The sequence below is a fragment of the Acaryochloris sp. CCMEE 5410 genome (assembly GCF_000238775.2).
Classification (GTDB): Bacteria; Cyanobacteriota; Cyanobacteriia; order Thermosynechococcales; family Thermosynechococcaceae; genus Acaryochloris.
The window spans coordinates 154,232-175,694 of sequence record NZ_AFEJ02000004.1; the positions used below are offsets into that span (position 1 = coordinate 154,232).

Genomic DNA, 21,463 nt, shown 5'->3' on the forward strand with positions numbered 1-21,463 from the left:
CCTCAAGGTTAGCCCTCGCAGATAAAAGGCAAGGCAACCCTGGTTTCTGCCAAACACTGTTTGACATTACCTTTAAGTGTCTGCAGGCGTTCTGATGTGGCCTCACCATCCATGTCATGAAAACATGCCTCACCAACGCGCCAAGCAATACTTTGCAGCAAACAAGGTGAGGGGGGTGTCGCTTGGGAGGCAATCAAAAAAGCACTTTCAAGCAATTTAAGGTAACTGCTTGTGCAAACTTCATTCCCTTCAAGCCGATAAGCTCCCGCCTCTAAACTCAAAGCGTAGTATTCCTGTAGGACAAGCAAGGAAGCCTCTATCAATGAGCCTGGATTGCGATTTTCGACTGGATTCATGGGGCTTTCTCCATGTTTTGTGTCACGGGTAGCTATTCGGCGGGGCGGTCTGTACGGAACTGGAATTGAGTGCTGGTGTTTTCAAGGATTGTGCGGGTAATCGCTTCCCGGTCTTGTGGGTGGCACCAGGGCAAAGGGGAGGTTGGGCATGGTTTGTGGTTCATGGGTGGAGTCCTTTTTTAGGTGTGAAATCTGGGGGGCTGGCAGGGGGGTAATTGTCGTTGGTATTGTTTTGCGATCGCAACTCAAAAGACAGGTTGAAGCAGCTTATTCCTGTGGGCATGGACTCCGACAGACCGCTGGTCCAGGACAACCCAAATAATGGCTTCAGGCTTTCCCGTCTCTACCGCTTCAACACTCGGCAAGATAGTGGGGGAATCGATTTCGACTAAGACCGTCTTGACCCATTCCAAGGAAGCGACAAAGACATCTTTGCCATTGGTATTGTGCAAAAGAGAGCAAAGGCATAACTTGAAGGAGCCTGGGATGTCCTCTCGCAGCTCTATGGCGGCTTGATGGAATTTAGCCTCGTATTGTTCGAGCAAAGCGCCGATACAGGCCGAAGAATCGATAATTTCCTCCTCCAGCGTTAACAGCACTCGCTCTGAGGGGATATTGATTACAGTTGAGTCTGGCATGTCTCTAAATCCTTTCTAGGTATAACTTCAGTAAATTTAGTTGGGTAATTGTCGTTGGTATTTTTTTGCGATGCTCGGAGAGCGGCCTTCGGCCATCGCGGATGTGATACTGCGCCAATTACTCCGGCCTAAGCTGCTGATAGACCAAGATTGCCGACACATCAAAGACGAGCATATAAAGGACAAGGAGATGCCCCAGAAAATCGGGCACTGTTTCAGTCCTGGCATAGAAGACCTCTAGAGGAATGGAGTGATAGATGACACCCAAGGCGTGCCAGCAAAGATAAAGAATAGAAATGGCAACACTCGCCATGACCTGAATCAAGAGCTGAGTGAACAACACGGTGCACAGTTTTTTTCCCAGCGCCAGCACCGAGCATCGATGAAGCAGAAACCCTTCGTACACATCAACCAAATCTTTGCCGACTGAATAGCCGATGTTGATGACGCCTGCTTGGACGGTACGGATAACTTTCATGGGTATCTCCTCATGAGTAAATTTGGGTAATTGTCGTTGGTATCAAGTTACGATCTCGTTTTCGGTATCATCTCCCGTCGTCTTTCCCGTTCTTGCCTCTGTAGGTGTCCCAAAGAAAGGCGACATGTCTCAGGCCAATGACACCCGCTCCACCGAGAAAGCAAACTAGCGAACCGTGATGAAGGGCATCATTAGCAAGGGGGTTATGGATAATCGCCTTGGACAGTTCTATGACTGGCTGAAACACAGGTGCTTCAAGGCGCAAGCGACCTGTGATTGGAGCTGGCCCGACCAAACCATCAACCATGAGCCAGCAGCCCCAACCCACCATGCCGAGGCGCAGGGCAATAACTGGCAAGGCTGAAATAATGTTTGAGAGTACTTCCTTTTTCAGTGGCTTATCTATGGGAGCTATGTTAGTCATGGGTTCTACCTCACTTGCTTTCTCGTGATTCAGATTCATGCGATTGAGCGGCAGATAATGCCAGCTTCATGAAAACGAAACGTCCCAGAGCATGAGCGGCTACCGCCGCAGGGAAAGACAAAAGCCACAAGGAAAAAAGCAGCGGAACTACCTGTGCAACGGGTTCTCCTTTAGCCAAATAGAAATTTCCCACTGGTGTGGGGATACTTGCCTCCCAAATCGTGGACTTGACCTCAGACTCTGGCAAGCACTCCGCCAAGGTGACGGGCACATACCCCAGTCGAGAACAATCACTGTCTATCAAATAAGGTGAAATTGTGAGCAAGCCAAATACAACACAGCTCACAGACATTGCACCTAGAACAAACTGGAGCGTTGAACCCACCTCTTCTAAAATCGTGGGTTGTCTTGGGACAGTCCTTGGACTCAGTTCAGTTAGCATCAGTCTTCTCCTTAGCTTGGTGGAATGGGTGACGGATGAATATGCCACCACCCCAATTGATGGGTCGGGAAGGGGCAAAACAATATGCCACCCTCCCTTAAATCAGCTAGGCCAATATCACAATTCGCCCCGAATCTCTTCAATCACGCCATCCCTCAGCACCATCTCAACCTGCATCTTGCGAACAAAGTGGTCGCCTTGCTTGACGTAGAAGAAGTTATCGACCTGACCTTGATCAACTTCCAGGCCCAGCTCCAAGGTTTGGACCTGCTCCAGTTGCTGCAAGACTTGGTTCTTTTGCTGGAGCAGTTCGTTTTTGCGTTCATTGGCCTGAGCCTGGATACCTTGGATTTGAGCCTGAGCCTCGGCAACCGTGCTGTTATCGGCTCCAACGATTTGGATGGTGTGTTGACTCAACTCCCCAACCATTTGTTGGACCTGGGTATCGAGCTGGGTGAGCTGTTCGTCCAATTGGTCAGATTGGGACTGGAGCTGTTGACGGGCTTCGTCTTTCCAGAGTGGGGTGACGATGGCTTTGACGGTGATCGGGCGATTGAGTAAGAGCTGATTATTTGATGGAGACTCAACCCAAAGTTCTGGCTTTGGTTGAGTGGGACGGTCTTGAGTAAGCATAATGATTGCTCCTTAATTAGATGGTTTTGAAGGTGACGGATAATATGCCACCGTTAATTTGCTAGTTGGTGGTGACAGGTAATATGCCACCAGCTTTATTGGCTCCAGTCGGAGGTGCCAGGTAATGTGCCACCGCTCTGATTTACCTGGTTGGAAGTGACCGATAATCTGCCACCTTCCGAATTTGGCTGAGTGGTGACGGGTAATATGCCACTCCTGTTATTTGCCGATGATGGGGCGATGGTCCCCCGCAGCCACCAGCCCCCAAACCCAGCGATAAGGGCGACGAGCACCACCAGCCAACCCCAATAGCTGAAATCGCCAAGCACGGCCATGCGGTAGTCATGCTCCCTTCGCTTTTTGGCATCCTCACGCAAGGCTTCCTGGTCCGCGAGGAGCATTGCCCGCTCTCGGACAGCGAGGGCCTCTTTCGACTGCATCGCCCAGACTTGGTACTGAGAGTTCATCAGCTCCAACAAGATTTGACGTTCTAAACTTCCCGGACCTCGGCCTCTAAACACTTTCCCGGCACCGTTTCGCCTTCAAGGGCTTCCTGGGCTTCCTCCTTCGCCCATTCTTCGGCAAACATCTTCTTCAAGTCACGACTCAGTTGCTGCATGTGGTACTTATGCGCGGCTTGGACAACCCGCTCTGAAGTCTTTCGAGCATTCTTGACGACTCGGCGGCAGGTTCGCAGTGAGTCAGCTTTTAAAGCTAACTTCATGCCCTCATCGACTTCCTCCACATCATCAATAGTCACTTCTTCCTCGGGTTCTTCGGTGCCCTGCAATTCAGCTTTGACCGCATCAACGGGGTCTATGCTCTCCTCAGAGACCCGCTCACAGACCAAGGTGAACAGCGGGTGGTACAGGTCATTGCCCGTCTCAATCCCCTCAGCAGTGATGGCTTTGTGGATGGGCTTAAGGTCAACCTGATGGGTGTCAGCGGTGTAGATGCACCAGGCATGGGTGTAGTTATCAGCCGATTTCTCTTCTCTCAACTTCACAACACCTTGCAAAGTTTCCAGGTCATAGCCGTCTTCACTCATTCCGCAGGCTCTCAGTAGATGACCGACTTGCTTGTCATCCATGCCGAGGGTTTGCATTAAATCATTCATAATAGTCATTCGTTTATTTCTCCAAATGTTGAACTGTGGGAATATATCACCGGGGTTTTGATATCGGTGGAGTGAGGGGGACATAGAAATATGCCCCCTCTTCCTGCTGGGATCAGTCATCCATAACGAACTCCTCGAATCTCGTCTGTGAATCATCACAAAGGAACATGCCACCAGCATTTTTTTGGTAGTGGCATGAGCCTTCCTAATCGAATCAGTCATCCTCCTTCAACCCTGCATAGATACTTATTGCAGGGCTATCAGAATCTACCGCCGGGGGTTCCTCTTCTTCTCTTGGAGGCACATAAGGCTCAGGGGGTGGAGGTTCCACGACCATTGGGGCGGCTGTGGATGGAGCTGGTGAGGGTGGCGTCAATTCAGGAGAACCCCCATCAGCAGTCACCATAATCAATGCCAATTCGTAAAACGTCTCAACCTGATCTCTTGAAATCAGGATGGCTTTGCGAACCTCAGCTACGGAATTGGTCCGAAGGGCAACAACCACTGGCTTAAAGACGGCATAGAGAATCGTCACGCACTTAGTCGCAAACGTTCCGTAGAAGTGTTGCTTGGATGCTTGCAAGATTTCCTTATACTCTGCATTAGGGTATACAGCATCTACTTTTAATCGCTCAGGCATTACACAACCTCCTTAACTGGAGCAGGTTGTAGTTGCGTCACAGGGGCTGCATGTTGTCGCCAAATCAGATATAGATCGATAAACCTCTGTTGCTGAGACAATGACAATCGAAGTTGAGCAAATGCTGTCTTGATTTCTTTGCGGACTGGAGCGAGGATATCAGCCTTGACCTGACATAAATCAGCTAGGTAGTCTCCCCAGAAAAAGGAACCTCCCCCGCCGACATAAACACGCTTAGAATTCATAAAGTCGGTATCCGCTGCCAAGTCATCACTCAGGTCAGTCCAGACTAAATCTTTGGCTTCTTTGAGTGCAGCTAACGTAATCGGCTTCTCCTCTTCACTGAGCATTGCCGATAATCCCCCTTCGCCCCAGGCCATCGCCTCCTCATACAGCAGCTTCGCCCCCGTCAATTCATTGCTGAAGGCAAACGGGAAGTTCCGCAAAATCTCAATGGTGCCGTACCCCGTCCAGGTGTAAGCATTAGGAACCACATTCGCCTGCTCATCCTTGAGGTTGATAATCGTCACATCTCTGTGACCAAACATCAGGATTGAACAGGGGTACACATTCGCATAGCTAGCAAATCCTGCACCCTCTGGATGAACCTGGACCCGAACGGGATTACATGAAACTGTGTCAATCCCATACTGGAAACTCCGAATATGCTTGAAAATTAGCTCCTCAGTTTCTCGGAAGTAGGGAGCTTCATTTGAAGGCAGCATCAGATCAATCTCAACATCCAGGGGGCTATCGATTTCGCTGATGTACTGACCCACGATTGACAGCACCTTAGCCACGGCATGGTGCTTTTTGATCCGATTCACCTTGGTCCGACGTACAGCCCCCTCGGCATACTCACCCACAATCCAATGGGCACCATCAAATGACAGGTGTGACCCTTGCCGATTGTTTACTAAGTTCAGCGACTCGTAATAGCTTGCCGTGACTTTGCGGATGGCACTCGATTGCAAAATCAAGTCCTCTACACCCACCTTGCCAGGGTGAGTGGTTTGGACAAGAACTTTGTTACCGGATGCCCCAGTATCGATTCCAAATTTGGCGATAGCGTTCATGGATTTTCGCTTCTCCATAATCAACGAAATAATGTACCGCCACCCCAAATCACGATTCACACAAATCCCCCTAAATCCCCACAAATCCCCTTGCAACTCCCCCAAATCCCCCTCGAAATAGGTGAGACTTGGGGGAATCCAGAGAATGACCTGAGAACTTGCAGGAAAGCTTGGAGTGGTGCTACTTTGAGGGCAGATTCAAGAGGTTCTGGAGGGGTCGCTGAGGCTCCCACACCCATCACCACTCCGAGGCACCGGAACGGAAATTTACCCAAGCGGACTGACCCTAAATTTTCGTAGTACATTCAGAAACATTTTTGTACTATCACGTAGTACTTCCGTAGTTGTTTTGTAACTTCACTCTGTAGTATTCAGTAGCATCTTTGTAGTTTTCATGAGAACGATCACGTTTGTGGTCGATGGAATCGCTTTTTAAAATTTCACAGCAGGTTTTCCCATGCTTAAAACTTTTCTGGTCAGACTTTGGCAGCACGTCACTCAAGGGTTCGTTCGTCCTCAAGCCAATGATCCAGTCGATGAGGTTGAGGAATTCAAGAGGTTCTACCGCAAAGAACTGATTGAACCTAGTAATCGGAGGAGGCTTTATCAACACGAACTGGTTGAGGCTTGCCGCGAACTTGGCTATAACATCCAGAGCGTCGAGCCAGATCCTGACATCGACCCCATGACTACCGCTGTCTGGGTCGGCTCCAACCCATTGGTCAAGAAGCTCGGCCCCTACGTCAGAAAAGTAGACCTCATAGCGACCTTTGAAGCATCCAAGAAACTCTCAATGTCACGGCACCTTGAAGCGAACCCAGAGCTTTATGAGGCACACAAGGCCGCAGTCGATGATTGTCTGAAACGTCTGGACAACTAAGCCAGAGGCCGATGTCATGAAGACGATGCGGACCATCTATGGAGAGATGATTGACTATTACGATGAGGATGAATCTCTCGTAGATGCTCCAGAGCGCTATTACAGCGAATCCGAGGTTATCACTGACATCGACCGCATGAGTACCGCTGTCTGGGTCGGCTCCAACGCGATTGTTCAAAAGTTAGGCACCTACGTTAAACGAGAGGACTTCAAAGCCCTCAGTCGAGGGTTTCTACCTGAAGCCTTAAAAAGTGTCGCGGGTGGTGCAGTCCAACGGATTCGGGGCAAGAAACCCAACGAGGAAGATAAAGAACGCCATGCCCATGATGTGGTGTTGTCAGCCCCCAAAAGTGTGTCGATGGCACTGCACTTGGAAGGAGATAACAGACTCTTTGATGCCCACATGGAGGCAGTCCTCGAAACCTTTGAGTTGCTTGAACGAGAGTATGCCCAGACCCGAATTCAGGTGAATGGGGTCCGCTCCGTCGTCGATACGGGCAATATGATTGCGGCGTTGATGCCTCATCACACGTCTCGCGATGGAGACATGCAGCTCCACACCCATATGCTGATCATGAATGGGACACAGGGACCAGATGGTCAGTGGCGGTCCCTCTCTCATGAAAAGCTAGCTCAGGCCAAGTGGATCGGCAGCTTCTACCGCCAGAAGTTGGCAGAGAAGGTCCAGCGGCTGGGCTATCGGATCTACCAAACCAAGGATGCATTTGAGCTAGTGGGCTACGACCGTTCTGATGTCGAAGTCTTTTCTAAGCGTCACCGGGCCATCGTCAAAGCCGTTCGAGATGAAGGGCTAGAAGTTACTCCAGAGAACAAAAAGCTGAAGGTACTCCCCACTCGCAAAGCTAAGCGGGGTGTGGGTAAAAAGCTCGAAATCATCCAAGACCATTGGAGAGAAGAAGCCCTCTCTCAAGGGGTGAGCCATCCGATACTGGCTGAACCTCTGGCCGTCATGCCTGACCCAGATAGAGCCAGGTATGAGGTTGAGAGTGCCATTCGCCATTATGCGGAGTGGTCCTCCATCTTTGAGAAGGACGACATCTATGCCTATGTCTTCAAGACCCTCAAGCGTCAGGGCATGGCTATGGAACAGGTGGATGAGGCCATCAAGCAAAGCAAAGAATTGATCCCCGTTGAGCGTGGTTTCACCACCGTCACTGCCGTTGAAGAAGAAGCCCAGATCCATCAGCGCTGGATGGCAGGCCAAGGTCAGGCACAGCCGATGGTCGCTAATCCCTCACTCCTGGGGATTTCGGTCAAGCTGAATGAAGACCAGGCCAAGGCCATACTCAACACCCTCTCCAGCTCTGACCGTTACCAAATCTGGCAGGGCTTTCCAGGGGTGGGCAAGTCCAGAACTTTGGGAGTACTCAAGACTTTACTGAATGGATCTGGCTTAAATATTCAAGGGTTCAGCCCCACGATTCCAGCGGCGAAGAAACTTCAGGATGAGCTAGGCATCACGACCAATACCGTTGAGCATCTAGTTCTACATAAAGCTGATGACAGCCCCAATCAAGTCTGGCTGATTGATGAAGCGGGCATGATGAGCCGACGACAGATGAAGATGATTCTGGAGAAAGCTGAGCCCATTGGGGCAAAAGTCATCTTCGTGGGGGATGCAGGTCAAAACTCTTCAATTGAAGCGGGCAATCCCTTCAAGTTTATGCAGGCCAATGGAGCCACCACTCACCGGATTGAGGAGATTGTCAGGCAAAAAGTTGATGTCCAAAAGCAGGCCGTTGAACTGATTGCCAGAGGTAGAGGAATTGCAGCACTAGAACTCCTTGATGCCAATGGATATGTGATTGAGTCGGGCGATAAATCTGATATGGCCCAAGCCGCAGCAGATCAGTACCTCGCTCTCCCCCTCAAAGAACAAGAGGAAACCCTGATTATCGCTGGCACCAATGAGGAACGACTCGATACGGAGCAAGCCATTCGTAGAGGCGAGAAACAAGCAGGACGGCTGGGAGAATCCAGCAAGATTGTTCAGCTCAAGTCCCGCAACTTGAGTATCGAGCAAAAGCGTCGGGCGGATTGGTATCGAAAAGGGGATTACGTTCGGCTACTGCAAACGTCTAAAACCGCATCCATCAAGCGAGGAGAACTCTACAAGGTGGAACGACGAGAGGGAGATGAGCTGGTGGTATCTTCCTTTGGCGGTCGGCTCTATCGATTCAAACCAGCGAAATACAAACTCAAGGAGGTCTACAGTGCCCATAAATTTGATGTGGCCGTTGGGGACAAGTTGCGGTGGACGACAACGATCAAAGAAAACAACTGGATCAACGGCCAACAGCTCACGGTCACCACCCTCGATGGCTTGAATATGAAGGTCAGGGACCATGAGGGACGTTCCCATGATGTACCACTGACGCAACCGCTTGCCTTGGAATATGACCGGGTGTGGACATCCTACCGCTCCCAGAGTGGCAACAAGAAACGGACGATTGTCATCACCACCAATGACCGTACCTCCAGCCGAGAGCCGTTCCTCGTCGATATTTCTCGACAAGAACATGAACTAACTGTCTATACCGAGAGCCTGAACAAACTCAGAAACCGAGTCGCCAAATCCAATGCCCAAAAAAGTGCTTTAGATCTAATCGAGGGAACCTATGGAAACCAACGAACAACAACAGAACGTCAACAATCAACAACAGAACGTCAACGAAATCAGAAGCCAACTCGGTCCCCTCACGGACGCGATCACCATCCTGACCAATCAAGTCGAAGAGGTCCAAGCCCAGAACCAACACATCCTAGACGAGAACAGAGAACTCAAGTCCCAGGTCAGGGAGCGGATCAACACCATTCCAATGGAAGTCAAAGCCGTTCTCAACCTGTTCATCCAGGAATTCAAGGAGGCGATGGCATCCAAGAAGCCCTCGGATATGAGCGAATCGATCAAGGAACTCGCCAAGGCAATGGACAACTTAAGGATGAAAATCGAGGATACCAGCGTCTTGCAGTTGACGATGAGCGACAAGGTATTGGAGGCCGCAGAGGAAATCATGCAGATCAAGGACCAGCTCCCCCGACACGCCCCACCCAAGACGGTCGCTCAGTAAAACGGCAAGCCAGTATACAAAACGGTTCACCGGAATATCACACAATCTCCTCAGACCTAGTTGGCTGGGTGAATACCTGGTCTGAGGAGCAAGAGCTATCAGCAAGCGGGTTGGAGGATCACTTGCTGGCTCTTGCCAAGGATATAGAGAATCTGACTCAAAGTCTAGAACCCAGTTCCTTTAGTGGTCTGGGCGAATTAGCTAATGTCGTTAAGGGGCAGCAAGGACAACAAGCCCTCGCCCAGAACCTTACTTATATTTCCCAGTCAATAAATAAAATTGACCAGACCATTGACCAGACCCTCAGACAGCGACGAATCAAGACCATTGCCGATGCCGTAGTGGAATGGCGAACGGGTCAGGAGCTGGCTAATGCCGTCACTGAATTGGTGGATGTTCTGGCTCAGGGCACTGAAGGGTTAGACCGGGCTATTATCCGGCTCCAAGCGGGGATTGAGGCCACCCAATATCTGGATGTTCAATTCCCCGCAATGGCTGAGTTGGTCGATGCCGTTCAGGATTGGCAGACTGAGGTGGAAGTCTCGGCGGTCATGGACGAAGTACAGGATTTGGTTGCCTCAATCACGGTGCCTCAATTCCTGGGCATGGATGACCTGGCTCAGGATGTCCATGACCTCAATGAAGAACAAGCTTTAGCTGAGAGTGGCTTGGTTGAGCAGTTGGCTGATTTGACGACTCAGATTAACGAGCTGGCTAAACCCCAGCAAGTTCAGTTTGAGGGCATAGAGCAGCTTGCCGAAATCGTAAGCGAACTCCAGCAAGGGCAATCCCTCGCTCAGGTGCAGCCCCAGCTCCAGGCCATCACCCAACAGATTGAAGCCTTTAACGCCAAGCAACCCACTTATTCTTTTGCCAGAATTAAGGAGCTGGCCGATACCGTTAGTGAGTGGAGGGCACATGAATCCATTACTCAGCACATTGGCGCACTCAATGATCTGACCGTTCGCGCTCAGCGAAGCCTGAAGACCTTCCCAGCTATGCTGCAATTGGCTAAATCCGTGAAGGCAATGCGCTCTGTGGATGCACTCATGAACGGGCCAGTCGCAGACCAACTCAAGGAAGTCGCTCGACAGTTGACGGACAAGGGGATGAGTGTCACTCCTAAGCCCAAGACCATTGATGATCAGGTGTTCTGGAAACCAGACTATACGGGAGTAGAACGACCTGACTATATTGACGAGAAGCATTGGAATGAATGGGTGGCGAGCTGCGTCCATCCTGATGTGATTGCCGCTCGGCTCCAATCCATTGCCGATGATCAGGTGATTGATCGGTTGCTGGGAGCCAAGATTGAGGACATCGCCACTCGCAGGCGGGATGGGTCTTTCAAGACGGTCCGTAGTCAGTATCATATTGAGCCAATCCGTGCCTTGATTAATGATCGGTCGCATCCTGAAGTGTTGAGCTATCAAGAGCTAGCTGAAGGGGGAGGCTGGTGGGCTGATGCTGGGGTTGACCCACTCACCTTTGAAGAACTCGGACCCAATGAGGAACCCACACTGAGTCTCTATGGAACGTTTAAACCTGATACTCCCCGCATCGACGTAGACAAGACCCGCAGAGCTAGAGCCAAAGACCCAAATGCCCCAACCAAATATCGCAAGTATGAGAATCCATTGGGAACCAAGCGCGAATTGTTTGAACGGGATATGGCCTTCCAACCCGTTCCAGATCACATCGCTGAGCGAATCTTTGATAAGTATGGTGTTGTGCAAACGGATGAGGAACGAACCAAAGGATTCTGGTACACCGTCTACAAGCATCCTGAGATTCCCATCTACCGGACTGAAGGAGACAAGAAAGATGCGGCATTAGTCTCTCAAGGAAGAGTCGTCATTGGCGGGCAGGGGGTCAATATCGGCTATCGGGCCAAGAACCAGCACGATGAAAAACTCGAAAGACGAGTACTGCATCCGCAACTAGACGTGTTTGCGGTTCCAGGCAGAGAGTTCAGGTATGCCCATGACTGGGATTCAAAGCAGTCCACGGTCTGGAATGTGCGCCGTGAAATGGTCAGAGAAGCTGAACTCATTGAAGAAAGAGACTGCGAGACATGGAGAATTCCTTGGGACTCTGAGAAAGGGAAAGGCGTTGATGACCTGATCGCTAATCATGGCCCCATCGCGTTTGAGCGGGCTGACAAGAATGCCTATCCGATGGAGCGGGAAATCACGATGCACTATCGGGGACAGTACACCCAGATTAAGAAGCGATTGAATCGCCACTTTGGATGCGCGGTCCACGATATTCCCATTTACCTAGAAGCGATGAAGGATGGGGACGAGATGGATGGCATTCGGGTCTTATGGGAGTCTTCCACTGCCCGATCCTTCCAGCATTATCATGACAAGCAGCACTATATTGAAGGCATCATCAAGCTCTCGGATGCCTATCGTAGACTCGTCAGAAAAGACGGTGACCCCAAGGCCATGCAAATCCTCGTCAATAGACTGAAAAAGCCCCGACCCATTATCAAGGTCGAGGCCAGAAGTCGGAACTTAAAGCGAGGTCGTGGGCGTTAGTCTACACGACGGGAGTCAACCACCGTACCGCCGTAAGGACTGATCCAATCAGAACCCGGCATGGGAGGTGGGCCTGGAACAATCTCTGTGCGCCTCCACCCAGATCTATCTTCAATTTCTATGAGGCTCCGTTCTTGAGGTTTGCGGTTTTCTGGAAAGACTCGGCTTTGAATATCGTCTGAATAAATTTCTGACATGGGATTTCTCCTTGATTTGAGTTACAACGTGAAACTGATTCGAGAGAATATGCCACCCCCTTTATCGGGACATGGAAACTTCTCGTTTGGGCTGTTCTTTCTTCTCAACAGGGGGACGGGCATTGTTCTTTTTAATCCTGGCAATGAGCTTGCTTGAATCTAGTCCTTTCTCTCGCCTCCGATTAATCGTATCTTTCTGTTCTTGGGTAAATCCAGCTAGCTCATCCTGACTTTCTGCGGTGGGACTCTCAGGCTGAGATGGGGTATTTTTGGACTCTACATTTATTTTCTCATCCCCAGCGGGCTGATTCTGAGAATTTAGTTTGGGTTCCTCAATCTCAGCCCGCTCATCTGTCGCTTTTGGCTTGGGAGCCTCTGTCTCAGCCTTCTGGCTTTTAGCTTCGCCTTGCTGCTCTTGATTATCCTTGGGAATGTCAGCCTCAGCTTTAAGGTCTTTCCCAGCGAGATTATAGCGATCTGGAAGCGCAATACCATTTTGGATTCTGAGAACCGTGCGAGTGCCCACTTTAATCGTCAGCGTCCCTTTGAAATTCTCAGGGTTTTTGAGTGCATCCTGAATCATCTGAGCCTGCTTTAGATTAACGGAACTGCGATCATGGTCAATCATTCCATCACCATCAAGCCGAAATATCTCTTGTCGATTCAAAATAACTCGCAGATTGCTAATCTCAATGCTACGACCCAGCTTCTCAACAATATCCTCGTTGATCATACGGAGTGGGTCAAGGTCTTTAGGTTCCGAGGCTTTCGCTTTCGGTGCTTCGGCTTCAGGTGCTTGAGAGGGTTCCGCCCTTTCTGGCTCTGAGGAGTTGTGGACCACAGCCCTCGCTTCCTCCTCACTCATACCCTCGTCTTGACCCTGCATCACAACCAGCTCGTCATAGTATTTCTGCAACTGCGGATCTTCGCTGATGTGTTCCTGGATATCGGCATAGGTTAGCTCTTCGTCCAAGGCTTTAGACAATAACACCGCATATTGGTCTTGGCTTGTGGATTCAGTCTGTACCTCTGCCCCTGCTCAAAGGCATCAAAGTTGGCCTCAGTGGTGACGAGTTTCTGAACGTCTTCAATGTCCATCCATTAACAGCAGCTTGAGCCACGACCTTCTGATCCAGCTCACTCAATAATTCTGGATTCTCACTGAGGCGAGACTGAATATCCTCCCAGGTCAGATCTGGATTCTTCTCAAATTCACCCAGTAGTTGGGAATATTGCTGTTGGGCATCCGTCGATAGTTCCACCGAGGGATTCACTACAGAAGCATTCACTTCCAATACTGTTTGAGCTTCAGGCTCCTGGGTCAGCTCCTGATTAACCTCTGGGGTGGGGTTCTCTAGTTTGTATTGCGCCTCCACTGACTTTGCGGTCTCAGCTAGATAAACAGAGGTATCTTGAAGCTTTGCATCAGCCATCTGAGATACATTTGGTCCCTGGGAGATAATCGCGGTTGCTTCATCCGGTCCTTTCCCAGCTTTGAGCGCTTGGTAGAAGACTTGCTTGTCATAGTCAGCTCCCAAGTCGGGCTGATTTTGGATAGTCTCCTGAATACGCTCATAGGTGAGATTGGGGTCATTCTGTTGCTCAGATAGGATCTTTACATATTCATCTCGTCGCTCCATATCGCGCTCTGTGGGGATGGAGGCTTGGTTCTGTGCTTCAGCCATTGTTGCTTGTCTCCTTTGTACGGTTTCCATTGCATTACGAACGTTCTGCTGCACTTGCTCTGGCAGCTTGCTCAGGGTCTCTTCAAACCAATTCTTGGCCCGGTTGATGTAGTGGTTGGTCATCCTCCACATATGGACCACGGGACGAGCCACCACGGTAGGAATGCCCTGTCTGGCATAGCTAATGGCAAGCTTGCCTGTATCAATCATGCTTTTCCCGATCACCGTCGGAGCGGCAAACCCACTCAAGGGCCGTGCCCAGGCATCCGTCTTTGCCAGCATGTCTGGGATTCTGACTTTCGTCCAATCATCAAATGCCCTCTGCCGGAACCAATGGGTCAAACCCGGTTGAATGTTTTTGGACATCTCCGCAAACTGATTCGTGAGCCGTGTTTCGGTAAAGTCATGGATACTGGAGTGCATCCAGTGAGTGGCTTGACCCACGGCACCCGCGACGAAGGGGCCAACGATGGGGGCATGGGTCGCTGCCACGGCTACCCCTGGCACCGCTGCCATCTGAATCCCTTTCTTAGCCACACGCATTAAGGGAGCCGCTTGGAAAAGAGTTGTTCTTCGTCCCTGAGTTCTTGATATTTTTGCTGATGAAATTCTGAAATTCAAGTTTTTCCATTATTCAAGTTCTCCATAGTTAGAGTCCTAATTCGTTCCGAGGTAATGTACCGCTACCGTCCAAACCCCGATTTTGGCCTCGGTTCCGATTCTGGTTGAGCTTGTGGCCGTGGGTTTCCACCGCGACTTTGAGTTGGGCACTCTTCACATACCGCTCCGCCATCTTGGTTGGGTCTTGCACTTTCTCGGCATAGTCGCTCATCCGTAGCTTGGTCTTAATCACATCCGTGGGGGTGTTATTCCGTATCTCCTGCTTCGCCAGTTCCATTGCCTGTTCAGCGGTCTCGATCTTGACCGCCACTCGCGGCTTGCGGAGGGCGACGGCATTGATGATGACGCTGTTGGTCGCATTCACGGCCTGCTGGCCGATTTGCAACGCTTCTCTAAACTGCTGTTCTTCGCTACTCATGCGGCTTTCTCCTCTTGTTGCTTCAATTTGTGGGATTCAACTTCTTGGGTAGAGGGCAGCAAGGCATCCGCAGACACCATGCGGTCGGACATGATTTGTTCTGGAGAATCTAACACCCGCTCTTGGGCTATCCGCTCCATCTGCTTATGGACATGGCTTTCGTACATCCGTTCACATTCGGTGAACCGCTGCATATCCGTTCCATTCCGTTTCTTCAAGTTGAAGCGCATCCGAATGGGCCGATCATCCATGCCGGGGTTGGTGCAGATAAATTCCCCTTTCTTCAATCGTTTGATATCTGAAGCCGTAATCAGCCGCTTCTTTTTCTCTTGCTCATTGCGGGAGCGGCTGTTGCCCATCTTCCCGTAGCTGCGAGACTTGGAATGGTAGTGCTTGGTGTACTCCCCCAAGTCCGCACTCAGGTCTTCTCGGACCTTGTAGCTCCCACTCTTAAAGATGAATTGGGTGGAGGTGTTGTCAAAGATGGACTCTGAGGTCTCCGACTGATATTTAATCTTGGGTTGGCTGTAGCTCTGCATGGATACAAAGGAATAGAACCCATAGCTCCGATCCAAGGACACCACTTCTTCAAAGCTTGGCAGCATCAATCGGGCGAATTCATCTAGGAACACACCAAAGGGCCGATCCCGTTCTGTATCCTCATTCAAGTTGCGCTGAATCAGTAGGTGAATAGCAACAGCGACTAATGGAGCCGTGGCTTTCTTGGCCTGTCCATCCAACTCAAAGAAGATGATTTGCTTGCCCGGTAGATCCAAGGGAATGGTCGATTGGGTAGGTTCGCGCCCATCGATGGACAGACAGGGGATGGTCTGACGGTTCACCATTGGCAAGAGGTAGTTGATGCCACTCGCTAATATGCCACCAGCGGTATCTTGGGTGCCCGTCACACTCATCAGGCCCACGAGCTGTTGCCTCACCCACATGCCTAAATCGCTATCTACCTTGAATGCGCCTTCTTGGTCGGCCATTTGAATCCGCTCTGCGATACCCGGCAGGCCCATCAAGGCCCAGACCATCGGTAAGTCGGAATAGTCTGCCCGCTTCGCCATCATCAATAGGGCTTGCAGGAAGTACTCTGCATGATTGTCGAAGAAGGGATGCTTGCCTGAAATATTGACAATCACGTTATCGGACAAGGTTGAGGCGATGGACCGCGCTCTCAATGAGTCATCCGCATCTTGCATAAATTTTAGGTAGTCAAAGCCATGACTGTATCGCTTACCGGGGGCAAAGCAGTAGCAATCATATGGATCTGGTTGCTTGAGGGCAAAGGGGATGAATTTCTTCTTGAGAGTACCCTTCACATCAAAGACAATCAGGGTGTGCTCCTGGCGTATAGCATCTGCTAAGGCTAGCTCAATCACCGTGGCGGTCTTGCCCTTACCAGACCCACCCACGATGGTGACCAGGGGCTGGAGGTCTGGGAGGATCAGGGGTCATCGCTGCCCAGACGCAGGGCTATCTCATCCCGTTTTCGGTCTCTGATTTGCTTTAATCCCAGCATCTTAGCTCGATGCTGTTCCCGTCTCGTGGCCCATCGGGCATCATCGGGTTCGCGTCTCGTCTCATCCTCAAACCACCACAGGGCAATTAGGATCAGGGCCAATAAACCCGTCAACCAGGGGAGAGGGCCATTGAATAGGGGAGACAGGTCAACCCCTTCAGATTGGGGCTGGGGAGGCTGTTCGGTTTGTGCTGCATCATTCACCACCTTTGCTTTTAGCGATGGGGATGAATCTGTCGTTGTGTCTAAAGTAGTGGTCGCAGCAATAGGTTTGCTGGCTGGAGTAACCCAACTGCACAAGCAGGGGCACTGCGAGAAATCTGATGTTGGTCATGGCGGTCAGAATTATCTACGCGATAATGTACCGCCAGGTCATTTTTGGGGTGGGGTGGTGGTGTGGTGGGAGCATTAGGAACTGAGTTAACAAGCTACAGTAAGAATGAATCTCAAGCTAAGCCCGTCAAGGAATGGGGAAGTGTAGTGACAGCTTATACCATTGACTTCAGCCCAATTACCAAACTCACAGATGAGCAGTTTGACCTTCTCTGTGAGGCCAATCCTGAAATTAAGTTTGAGCGCACCCCAACTGGAGAACTTGTGATTATGCCGCCAACTGGTGGGGAAACGGGTCGAGGTAATGCAAACTTACCTCCCGATTCGTTGTTTGGAGTGAACGATATGGCCTTGGTGAAGTCTTTGATTCATCACCTGTTTCAGAATTCCTGGTGGTGGTGATCGGTCCCCTGATGTGGCATGGGTAGAAAAGTCCCGCTGGGATGCCCTCACACCAGAACAACAACGCAAATTCCCGCCAATCTGCCCTGACTTCGTGCTGGAATTGCTCTCACCCAGCGATAACCTCACCGTGACTCAGCGGAAGATGCAGGAGTACCTAGCAAGTGGGATACGGCTAGGATGGCTTATCAACCCAGAAGATAAACAGGTGGAGATTTACCGACCAGGGCAGGAGGTTGAGGTGTTGCAATCACCCAGCGCGATTTCTGGAGAAGAGGTGCTGCTAAAGTTTAGCCTCAATCTGGAGTGGATTTGGAATTAAAGAAATTCTATTCCGAAATATAGTCTTAAATCTTATCTCTCTGTCTAGTTATTGATGTGGCACGGAGAAGCCCAACTGTTTATATGCCCAAACGTAGTGATCTGGTATCACAGGACCGGGAGAATTCAATGATTTTGAATGACATCTCGTCCAGTAATCTCAACTCGATGAGCCAGCCACTGATAAGCTAATTGGCGAGAGACATCACGATCAAAGACTTCCGTAAGCTCTTGCCCACCTCCCCAGTAAGAAGATTCATAAATTAAGCTACATTTTTCATCTTTAAAGTGAATAGCCACTTCTCCTTGTACTTGTTTAGCTTGCCCATCAAAGTTTAAGACCGCATGATAGAGAGTTCCACCTCGGTAAGGAATTTCACCTATCACATTCATACTGTCAACTAAATACCTACCTTGTGTTTCAGGTACGCATTGTCTTAAGGAATCGAGTTTATTTCCATTCTGAGCCAAAGAAGCAGATGTCGGTAAAATCCAAGCAACGAAACTGCGAATAGGCTAAGTATAGTTTTATTCATCGTTTTCACCTGAAATTGAAATATTTTCGGGATCAACAGGATAACCTGAACGGTGGTTACCTTGAGTGTAGCCTTCAAAGAATTCAAAATGAAGGTGGTCTCCTCTACTACGCCCTGTGTTTCCAACCCTACCAATTTGATCTGCATTATCAACTGATTGACCGGGTCTCACATTAACCTCTGAGAGATGAGCATAAAGTGTCCCTGTCCCGTTCGGGTGTCCAACTACAATAAAATTCCCATAGCCATCTGGGTCCCAGCCAACATGATCAATCGTACCAGCCTCAACTGATAACACAGGAGTTCCTTTTGCTGCACCAAGATCTACTCCTAGGTGTGGGCGTCCTCTTCTTCGATGAAAATGAGCGAAATAGTCTGTGAAAAGATAAGTTCCTTGTGGCAATGGTGAACTGTATGTTCCTGTTGCAATTCCTGTACCCTCTGGAGTAAGTACACCAAGTGAGCCAGGACCACTATTACTCGCTAGCGCACCGGGCCTGCAAGGCAACCCAGCCGAAGCAACACCAACAGGCTCATTCGTGGAAGCATCTCCAGTCGGTCCATATTCTCAAAATTCGCGGGATTACTCCACACCTCACTTTGTTCAGGACCACCCGGCAGAGAGGTCCACTGCAAAGGACTCAACACCCGATCCGCCAGAGCAAAGTCTCCTCTCTCAATCGCAGCCATCAAATCAACGTTCTCTTCGGCTCCAATAATCTTGATCCACTCCACCGCAGCTTGAGCCGCAACCGCCCGGTCTCTGGTCCAACCATCTATCTGTTCTTTGCAGAAGAGACTGCCTAGACTCTGGCGTGAACTGATAAATTCCATAAGCACCCGTCTGAGAATTGGGCTTCCAATTCGTCCCATCACTGCTTTCGCCAATTCTGATTCGGGCTAGATACTGTCTGAGATTATGGTCAGGATCGGCGGCGTTGCAGGCGTTGACGTGCCCTGACTTTGACCATTGCTAGCGGTAGGGCTGAAGGTAGCAGCCGCCTGGTCCGTACCTACAACCGCCAGTGCCAAGGCTCAAAGCTCACCCCTTGGCTATTGCCCTCTGGGAATGACAACTCAACCCATACTTGCCCGCATTGGCTTGCATCCAGGCATACTCAGATGTCCGTGCCCAAGACCGATCTAAGCTGGAATTCTGGTTATTGCCCACATCCACGGCTAGACCCGTGTGATGCTCACTATGACGGGAGGCGCTGAGGTCAAGGCAACCACTTCTGGAGAAGCACTCGCCACCTTGTTATCCCAAATCGACTGCTGAACAGCCACGGAACGGAAGCCCGAGACTGCTTTGATATCCAATCCTTGAGACGCAGCATCTTGCCGCATCTGTTCAAAGGCTTGGGCTGCATCTGGAGCTAGAGTCTCCTGTACGCCATCGACAGAGGTCACGTTGACTAATTGACCCGTGGTTTCTGCATAGGCAAGATGACCATATTTTGAATTCGTTGGAGAAACATCACTTTGCCCTGATGAAGCAATAATCTGATGGGGTCGCCATACACCTGACTCAGGCCCGCAGCCGTCAACGCTCGATTCCTAAACTTGGCAATCTCAGCAGGCAGGCTCCTTCGACTCGCCACTAGGAACAAGCCCCTCTTGAACAGTGAATGGTGTCGGAATCACAAAGAAGTGAGGGTGCATTGCTCCCCCAGGATCGGAATGGTGTAGCAGAATTGGATGGCAAGGGAAAGCTTGGCAGTACTCGGTTTATCGGATACTCCTTAATATCCCCAAGACAAACTTGGTGTAAGAATTAGGACCAAAGGCTTAATGCCTGCTGGTTCCAACCCCCATTGACAATCTTTGGTAAACCCTTACCCCTTTGACACCCTGACCATTCTTGCCTTTGGAATGCCCTTGCACCCATTGCTTCCCTTCATATCGTCATCCCCGTCACTTGGCGAGGGGAGAGCTGATAAACTTCCGCATCTCAAAGTGGGGCAGTTGTTCGCCCTCTGGTTTAGTCTGACCGAGGTGCATTTGATGGGTCGAAACTTCTGGTCTTCCGTACCACCGGACAAGGCATGTTGAACGGAGGGTCTTCTGGTCCCTCAACACCACTGTAGGCAATATCAAACCTTGCAAACACATCCCCAGCCAAGAAGCTAAAGGCCAGGTCAAAGGGTAGCTTGTTGACGGGAATGTCGGAGAGGCCCGAACGGAGTTGACCAATCATCTCAGCACCGGGTATCTCTTCAATCGCCAGTCCGCAATCTAGGTAGGGTCTGCTCAATGGGCTGATTGACCAGATCAGGGACGGCACCCAAGGCAAATCTTTAGCTCAGGCACGGCCTTGATCACTTCTTTAACGGCTACATCGTCCTTTAGCGAGGACATAAGCTTGTGCCCGCTTCTCACCTGTGCCAGTTGCCGTTAATCGCATCACCGACGAGAGGGACAATCTGATAACGGGCAGCTTCTTGAGGTGGGACCAATCTTCTTACCAATCCCTGCTAGCTGAATCTGCTCAGCCTTGGATATTACACCCTCCCAATTGCCCGTGCTAAATCCTGAAGCGGAATCCCTTTAAAGGCGGGTATCTTGCTGAGGTTGGTTATCAGCACTTTCTCTCCCGTGGTCAGGGCGGCTTGCTGGAGCTGTTTGCCTGCTTGAGACGGGTCATACAACACTCCTAATGCGGCTTGGATAGCGGGAGCGGCATCATCCACGGTGATTTTCTGACCGTTATTAAGCTTCGTATAGAGGTTATCGACTTCATCAACCGTCAGGCCATAGACAAGGGGCACATCGCCAATGGGCACACCTGCAATATCCGTGCCCTGTCTCGCTGAAATATCTCGCAGGGTGAGTTTGGTGAAAGATGCCGTGACGGGATTTTGCTGCAAGTCTCCAAACTTGAGGATTTGGTCAGGAGTCGCCCTTGCGGCCATGCTCGATCAATCTGGTAAGGAAGCTGCACCCATTGGGTAAAGGTGGAATCTCGACATATCCCGCTTGCTCAGCCGTCGTGAGTTGTCGAAACGTCGGGGACGGTCCAGGATCTGGGTCATAGTAAAGGCCCGGTAAGTTGACGGGGGTATCTGGGCTAAGTGCTGCTGTCTGTTGCTGCTGCTGAGCGAGGGCG

The 21,463-nt window shown here is 50.5% G+C and carries 26 protein-coding genes and 2 pseudogenes; 4 read left to right on the forward strand and 24 right to left on the reverse strand.

Annotation, left to right across the window (positions count from 1 at the left end):
* Positions 1-8: 8 nt before the first annotated feature.
* The 11 genes from ON05_RS33045 to ON05_RS33095 all read right to left on the reverse strand — a co-directional run bounded on the left by ON05_RS33045 (position 9) and on the right by ON05_RS33095 (position 5,864).
* On the reverse strand, positions 9-356 hold the full coding sequence (locus tag ON05_RS33045; RefSeq protein ID WP_010480638.1) for a hypothetical protein: 348 nt from the start codon (positions 354-356) through the stop codon (positions 9-11).
* A gap of 32 nt (positions 357-388) precedes the next feature.
* A complete protein-coding gene (locus ON05_RS33050) occupies positions 389-520 on the reverse strand; it encodes a hypothetical protein (protein WP_255345120.1) in 132 nt (43 codons plus the stop codon).
* 81 nt (positions 521-601) lie between these two features.
* Positions 602-994 carry a hypothetical protein gene (locus ON05_RS33055; RefSeq protein WP_010480639.1) on the reverse strand — a complete coding sequence of 131 codons (393 nt, stop codon included), beginning with the start codon at positions 992-994 and terminating at the stop codon, positions 602-604.
* A gap of 118 nt (positions 995-1,112) precedes the next feature.
* Positions 1,113-1,472 (reverse strand): hypothetical protein, encoded by a 360-nt coding sequence (locus ON05_RS33060; protein ID WP_010480641.1) that lies wholly within the window; start codon positions 1,470-1,472, stop codon positions 1,113-1,115.
* Between the two features lie 67 nt (positions 1,473-1,539).
* A complete protein-coding gene (locus tag ON05_RS33065) occupies positions 1,540-1,896 on the reverse strand; it encodes a hypothetical protein (RefSeq protein ID WP_236619166.1) in 357 nt (118 codons plus the stop codon).
* 10 nt (positions 1,897-1,906) lie between these two features.
* Positions 1,907-2,338, reverse strand: coding sequence for a hypothetical protein (locus ON05_RS33070; protein WP_010480646.1), 432 nt, complete (start codon positions 2,336-2,338; stop codon positions 1,907-1,909).
* A gap of 117 nt (positions 2,339-2,455) precedes the next feature.
* Positions 2,456-2,971 carry a YlqD family protein gene (locus tag ON05_RS33075; RefSeq protein WP_010480649.1) on the reverse strand — a complete coding sequence of 172 codons (516 nt, stop codon included), beginning with the start codon at positions 2,969-2,971 and terminating at the stop codon, positions 2,456-2,458.
* Positions 2,972-3,066: 95 nt separating this feature from the next.
* Positions 3,067-3,438, reverse strand: a complete 372-nt coding sequence (locus ON05_RS33080; protein ID WP_039781985.1) for a hypothetical protein — start codon at positions 3,436-3,438, stop codon at positions 3,067-3,069.
* Between the two features lie 23 nt (positions 3,439-3,461).
* Positions 3,462-4,097: a hypothetical protein gene (locus ON05_RS33085; RefSeq protein WP_010480653.1), complete on the reverse strand. Its 636-nt coding sequence runs from the start codon at positions 4,095-4,097 to the stop codon at positions 3,462-3,464.
* Between the two features lie 205 nt (positions 4,098-4,302).
* Complete coding sequence (locus ON05_RS33090; protein ID WP_010480657.1) at positions 4,303-4,728, reverse strand: hypothetical protein; 426 nt, start codon at positions 4,726-4,728, stop codon at positions 4,303-4,305.
* Positions 4,728-5,864, reverse strand: a complete 1,137-nt coding sequence (locus ON05_RS33095) for a ParM/StbA family protein (RefSeq protein ID WP_010480659.1) — start codon at positions 5,862-5,864, stop codon at positions 4,728-4,730. Before ON05_RS33095 ends, ON05_RS33090 begins: the two co-directional genes overlap by 1 nt.
* A gap of 397 nt (positions 5,865-6,261) precedes the next feature.
* Between ON05_RS33095 and ON05_RS33100 the strand changes: the two genes are divergently transcribed.
* Entirely contained in the window at positions 6,262-6,684 is a 423-nt protein-coding gene (locus ON05_RS33100) for a hypothetical protein (RefSeq protein WP_010480661.1), read from the forward strand.
* Positions 6,685-6,700: 16 nt separating this feature from the next.
* Positions 6,701-12,319 (forward strand): MobF family relaxase, encoded by a 5,619-nt coding sequence (gene mobF, locus ON05_RS33105; RefSeq protein ID WP_262562565.1) that lies wholly within the window; start codon positions 6,701-6,703, stop codon positions 12,317-12,319.
* On the opposite strand, the gene ON05_RS33110 is transcribed toward mobF, so the two are convergent.
* The 6 genes from ON05_RS33110 to ON05_RS33135 all read right to left on the reverse strand — a co-directional run bounded on the left by ON05_RS33110 (position 12,316) and on the right by ON05_RS33135 (position 16,969).
* Positions 12,316-12,516, reverse strand: a complete 201-nt coding sequence (locus tag ON05_RS33110) for a hypothetical protein (RefSeq protein WP_010480862.1) — start codon at positions 12,514-12,516, stop codon at positions 12,316-12,318. The genes mobF and ON05_RS33110 overlap by 4 nt on opposite strands.
* A 61-nt stretch (positions 12,517-12,577) precedes the next feature.
* Entirely contained in the window at positions 12,578-13,501 is a 924-nt protein-coding gene (locus ON05_RS33115; RefSeq protein WP_262562566.1) for a hypothetical protein, read from the reverse strand.
* Positions 13,502-13,532: 31 nt separating this feature from the next.
* Entirely contained in the window at positions 13,533-14,744 is a 1,212-nt protein-coding gene (locus ON05_RS33120) for an FF domain-containing protein (RefSeq protein WP_262562567.1), read from the reverse strand.
* Between the two features lie 106 nt (positions 14,745-14,850).
* The gene (locus ON05_RS33125) at positions 14,851-15,240 is read right to left on the reverse strand and encodes a hypothetical protein (RefSeq protein ID WP_262562568.1); all 390 of its coding nucleotides are present in this window, start codon (positions 15,238-15,240) and stop codon (positions 14,851-14,853) included.
* The gene (locus tag ON05_RS33130; RefSeq protein ID WP_262562569.1) at positions 15,237-16,658 is read right to left on the reverse strand and encodes a type IV secretory system conjugative DNA transfer family protein; all 1,422 of its coding nucleotides are present in this window, start codon (positions 16,656-16,658) and stop codon (positions 15,237-15,239) included. The genes ON05_RS33125 and ON05_RS33130 overlap by 4 nt, the downstream gene beginning before the upstream one ends.
* A gap of 32 nt (positions 16,659-16,690) precedes the next feature.
* Positions 16,691-16,969 (reverse strand): hypothetical protein, encoded by a 279-nt coding sequence (locus ON05_RS33135; protein WP_262562570.1) that lies wholly within the window; start codon positions 16,967-16,969, stop codon positions 16,691-16,693.
* A 37-nt stretch (positions 16,970-17,006) separates the two neighbouring features.
* Between ON05_RS33135 and ON05_RS33140 the strand changes: the two genes are divergently transcribed.
* Positions 17,007-17,177, forward strand: a complete 171-nt coding sequence (locus tag ON05_RS33140; RefSeq protein WP_175307298.1) for a hypothetical protein — start codon at positions 17,007-17,009, stop codon at positions 17,175-17,177.
* 68 nt (positions 17,178-17,245) lie between these two features.
* Positions 17,246-17,822, forward strand: a pseudogene (locus ON05_RS33145) (Uma2 family endonuclease).
* Positions 17,823-17,947: 125 nt separating this feature from the next.
* Here ON05_RS33145 and ON05_RS33150 read toward each other — a convergent pair.
* The 7 genes and pseudogenes from ON05_RS33150 to ON05_RS33185 form a co-directional block, all read right to left on the reverse strand.
* Complete coding sequence (locus tag ON05_RS33150) at positions 17,948-18,214, reverse strand: hypothetical protein (protein WP_262562571.1); 267 nt, start codon at positions 18,212-18,214, stop codon at positions 17,948-17,950.
* Positions 18,215-18,349: 135 nt separating this feature from the next.
* Positions 18,350-18,760 (reverse strand): M23 family metallopeptidase, encoded by a 411-nt coding sequence (locus tag ON05_RS33155; RefSeq protein ID WP_262562572.1) that lies wholly within the window; start codon positions 18,758-18,760, stop codon positions 18,350-18,352.
* 80 nt (positions 18,761-18,840) lie between these two features.
* Entirely contained in the window at positions 18,841-19,230 is a 390-nt protein-coding gene (locus ON05_RS33160; protein WP_262562573.1) for a hypothetical protein, read from the reverse strand.
* Positions 19,231-19,399: 169 nt separating this feature from the next.
* A pseudogene (locus tag ON05_RS38865) lies at positions 19,400-19,704 on the reverse strand (D-alanyl-D-alanine carboxypeptidase family protein).
* A gap of 68 nt (positions 19,705-19,772) precedes the next feature.
* The gene (locus ON05_RS33175; RefSeq protein ID WP_262562577.1) at positions 19,773-19,958 is read right to left on the reverse strand and encodes a hypothetical protein; all 186 of its coding nucleotides are present in this window, start codon (positions 19,956-19,958) and stop codon (positions 19,773-19,775) included.
* A gap of 380 nt (positions 19,959-20,338) precedes the next feature.
* Complete coding sequence (locus ON05_RS33180) at positions 20,339-20,611, reverse strand: hypothetical protein (RefSeq protein ID WP_262562578.1); 273 nt, start codon at positions 20,609-20,611, stop codon at positions 20,339-20,341.
* 247 nt (positions 20,612-20,858) lie between these two features.
* Complete coding sequence (locus ON05_RS33185; protein ID WP_262562579.1) at positions 20,859-21,269, reverse strand: hypothetical protein; 411 nt, start codon at positions 21,267-21,269, stop codon at positions 20,859-20,861.
* Between the last annotated feature and the right edge of the window lie 194 nt (positions 21,270-21,463).

Excerpts from the sequence above, each read along its gene's own strand:
- ON05_RS33045 (WP_010480638.1), bottom strand. The coding sequence starts at position 356 with ATGAATCCAGTCGAAAATCGCAATCCAGGCTCATTGATAGAGGCTTCC.
- ON05_RS33050 (WP_255345120.1), bottom strand. The coding sequence starts at position 520 with ATGAACCACAAACCATGCCCAACCTCCCCTTTGCCCTGGTGCCACCCA.
- ON05_RS33055 (WP_010480639.1), bottom strand. The coding sequence starts at position 994 with ATGCCAGACTCAACTGTAATCAATATCCCCTCAGAGCGAGTGCTGTTA.
- ON05_RS33060 (WP_010480641.1), bottom strand. The coding sequence starts at position 1,472 with ATGAAAGTTATCCGTACCGTCCAAGCAGGCGTCATCAACATCGGCTAT.
- ON05_RS33065 (WP_236619166.1), bottom strand. The coding sequence starts at position 1,896 with ATGACTAACATAGCTCCCATAGATAAGCCACTGAAAAAGGAAGTACTC.
- ON05_RS33070 (WP_010480646.1), bottom strand. The coding sequence starts at position 2,338 with ATGCTAACTGAACTGAGTCCAAGGACTGTCCCAAGACAACCCACGATT.
- ON05_RS33075 (WP_010480649.1), bottom strand. The coding sequence starts at position 2,971 with ATGCTTACTCAAGACCGTCCCACTCAACCAAAGCCAGAACTTTGGGTT.
- ON05_RS33080 (WP_039781985.1), bottom strand. The coding sequence starts at position 3,438 with ATGAACTCTCAGTACCAAGTCTGGGCGATGCAGTCGAAAGAGGCCCTC.
- ON05_RS33085 (WP_010480653.1), bottom strand. The coding sequence starts at position 4,097 with ATGACTATTATGAATGATTTAATGCAAACCCTCGGCATGGATGACAAG.
- ON05_RS33090 (WP_010480657.1), bottom strand. The coding sequence starts at position 4,728 with ATGCCTGAGCGATTAAAAGTAGATGCTGTATACCCTAATGCAGAGTAT.
- ON05_RS33100 (WP_010480661.1), top strand. The coding sequence starts at position 6,262 with ATGCTTAAAACTTTTCTGGTCAGACTTTGGCAGCACGTCACTCAAGGG.
- mobF (WP_262562565.1), top strand. The coding sequence starts at position 6,701 with ATGAAGACGATGCGGACCATCTATGGAGAGATGATTGACTATTACGAT.
- ON05_RS33110 (WP_010480862.1), bottom strand. The coding sequence starts at position 12,516 with ATGTCAGAAATTTATTCAGACGATATTCAAAGCCGAGTCTTTCCAGAA.
- ON05_RS33120 (WP_262562567.1), bottom strand. The coding sequence starts at position 14,744 with ATGCGTGTGGCTAAGAAAGGGATTCAGATGGCAGCGGTGCCAGGGGTA.
- ON05_RS33125 (WP_262562568.1), bottom strand. The coding sequence starts at position 15,240 with ATGAGTAGCGAAGAACAGCAGTTTAGAGAAGCGTTGCAAATCGGCCAG.
- ON05_RS33150 (WP_262562571.1), bottom strand. The coding sequence starts at position 18,214 with ATGAATGTGATAGGTGAAATTCCTTACCGAGGTGGAACTCTCTATCAT.
- ON05_RS33160 (WP_262562573.1), bottom strand. The coding sequence starts at position 19,230 with ATGGGACGAATTGGAAGCCCAATTCTCAGACGGGTGCTTATGGAATTT.
- ON05_RS33185 (WP_262562579.1), bottom strand. The coding sequence starts at position 21,269 with ATGGCCGCAAGGGCGACTCCTGACCAAATCCTCAAGTTTGGAGACTTG.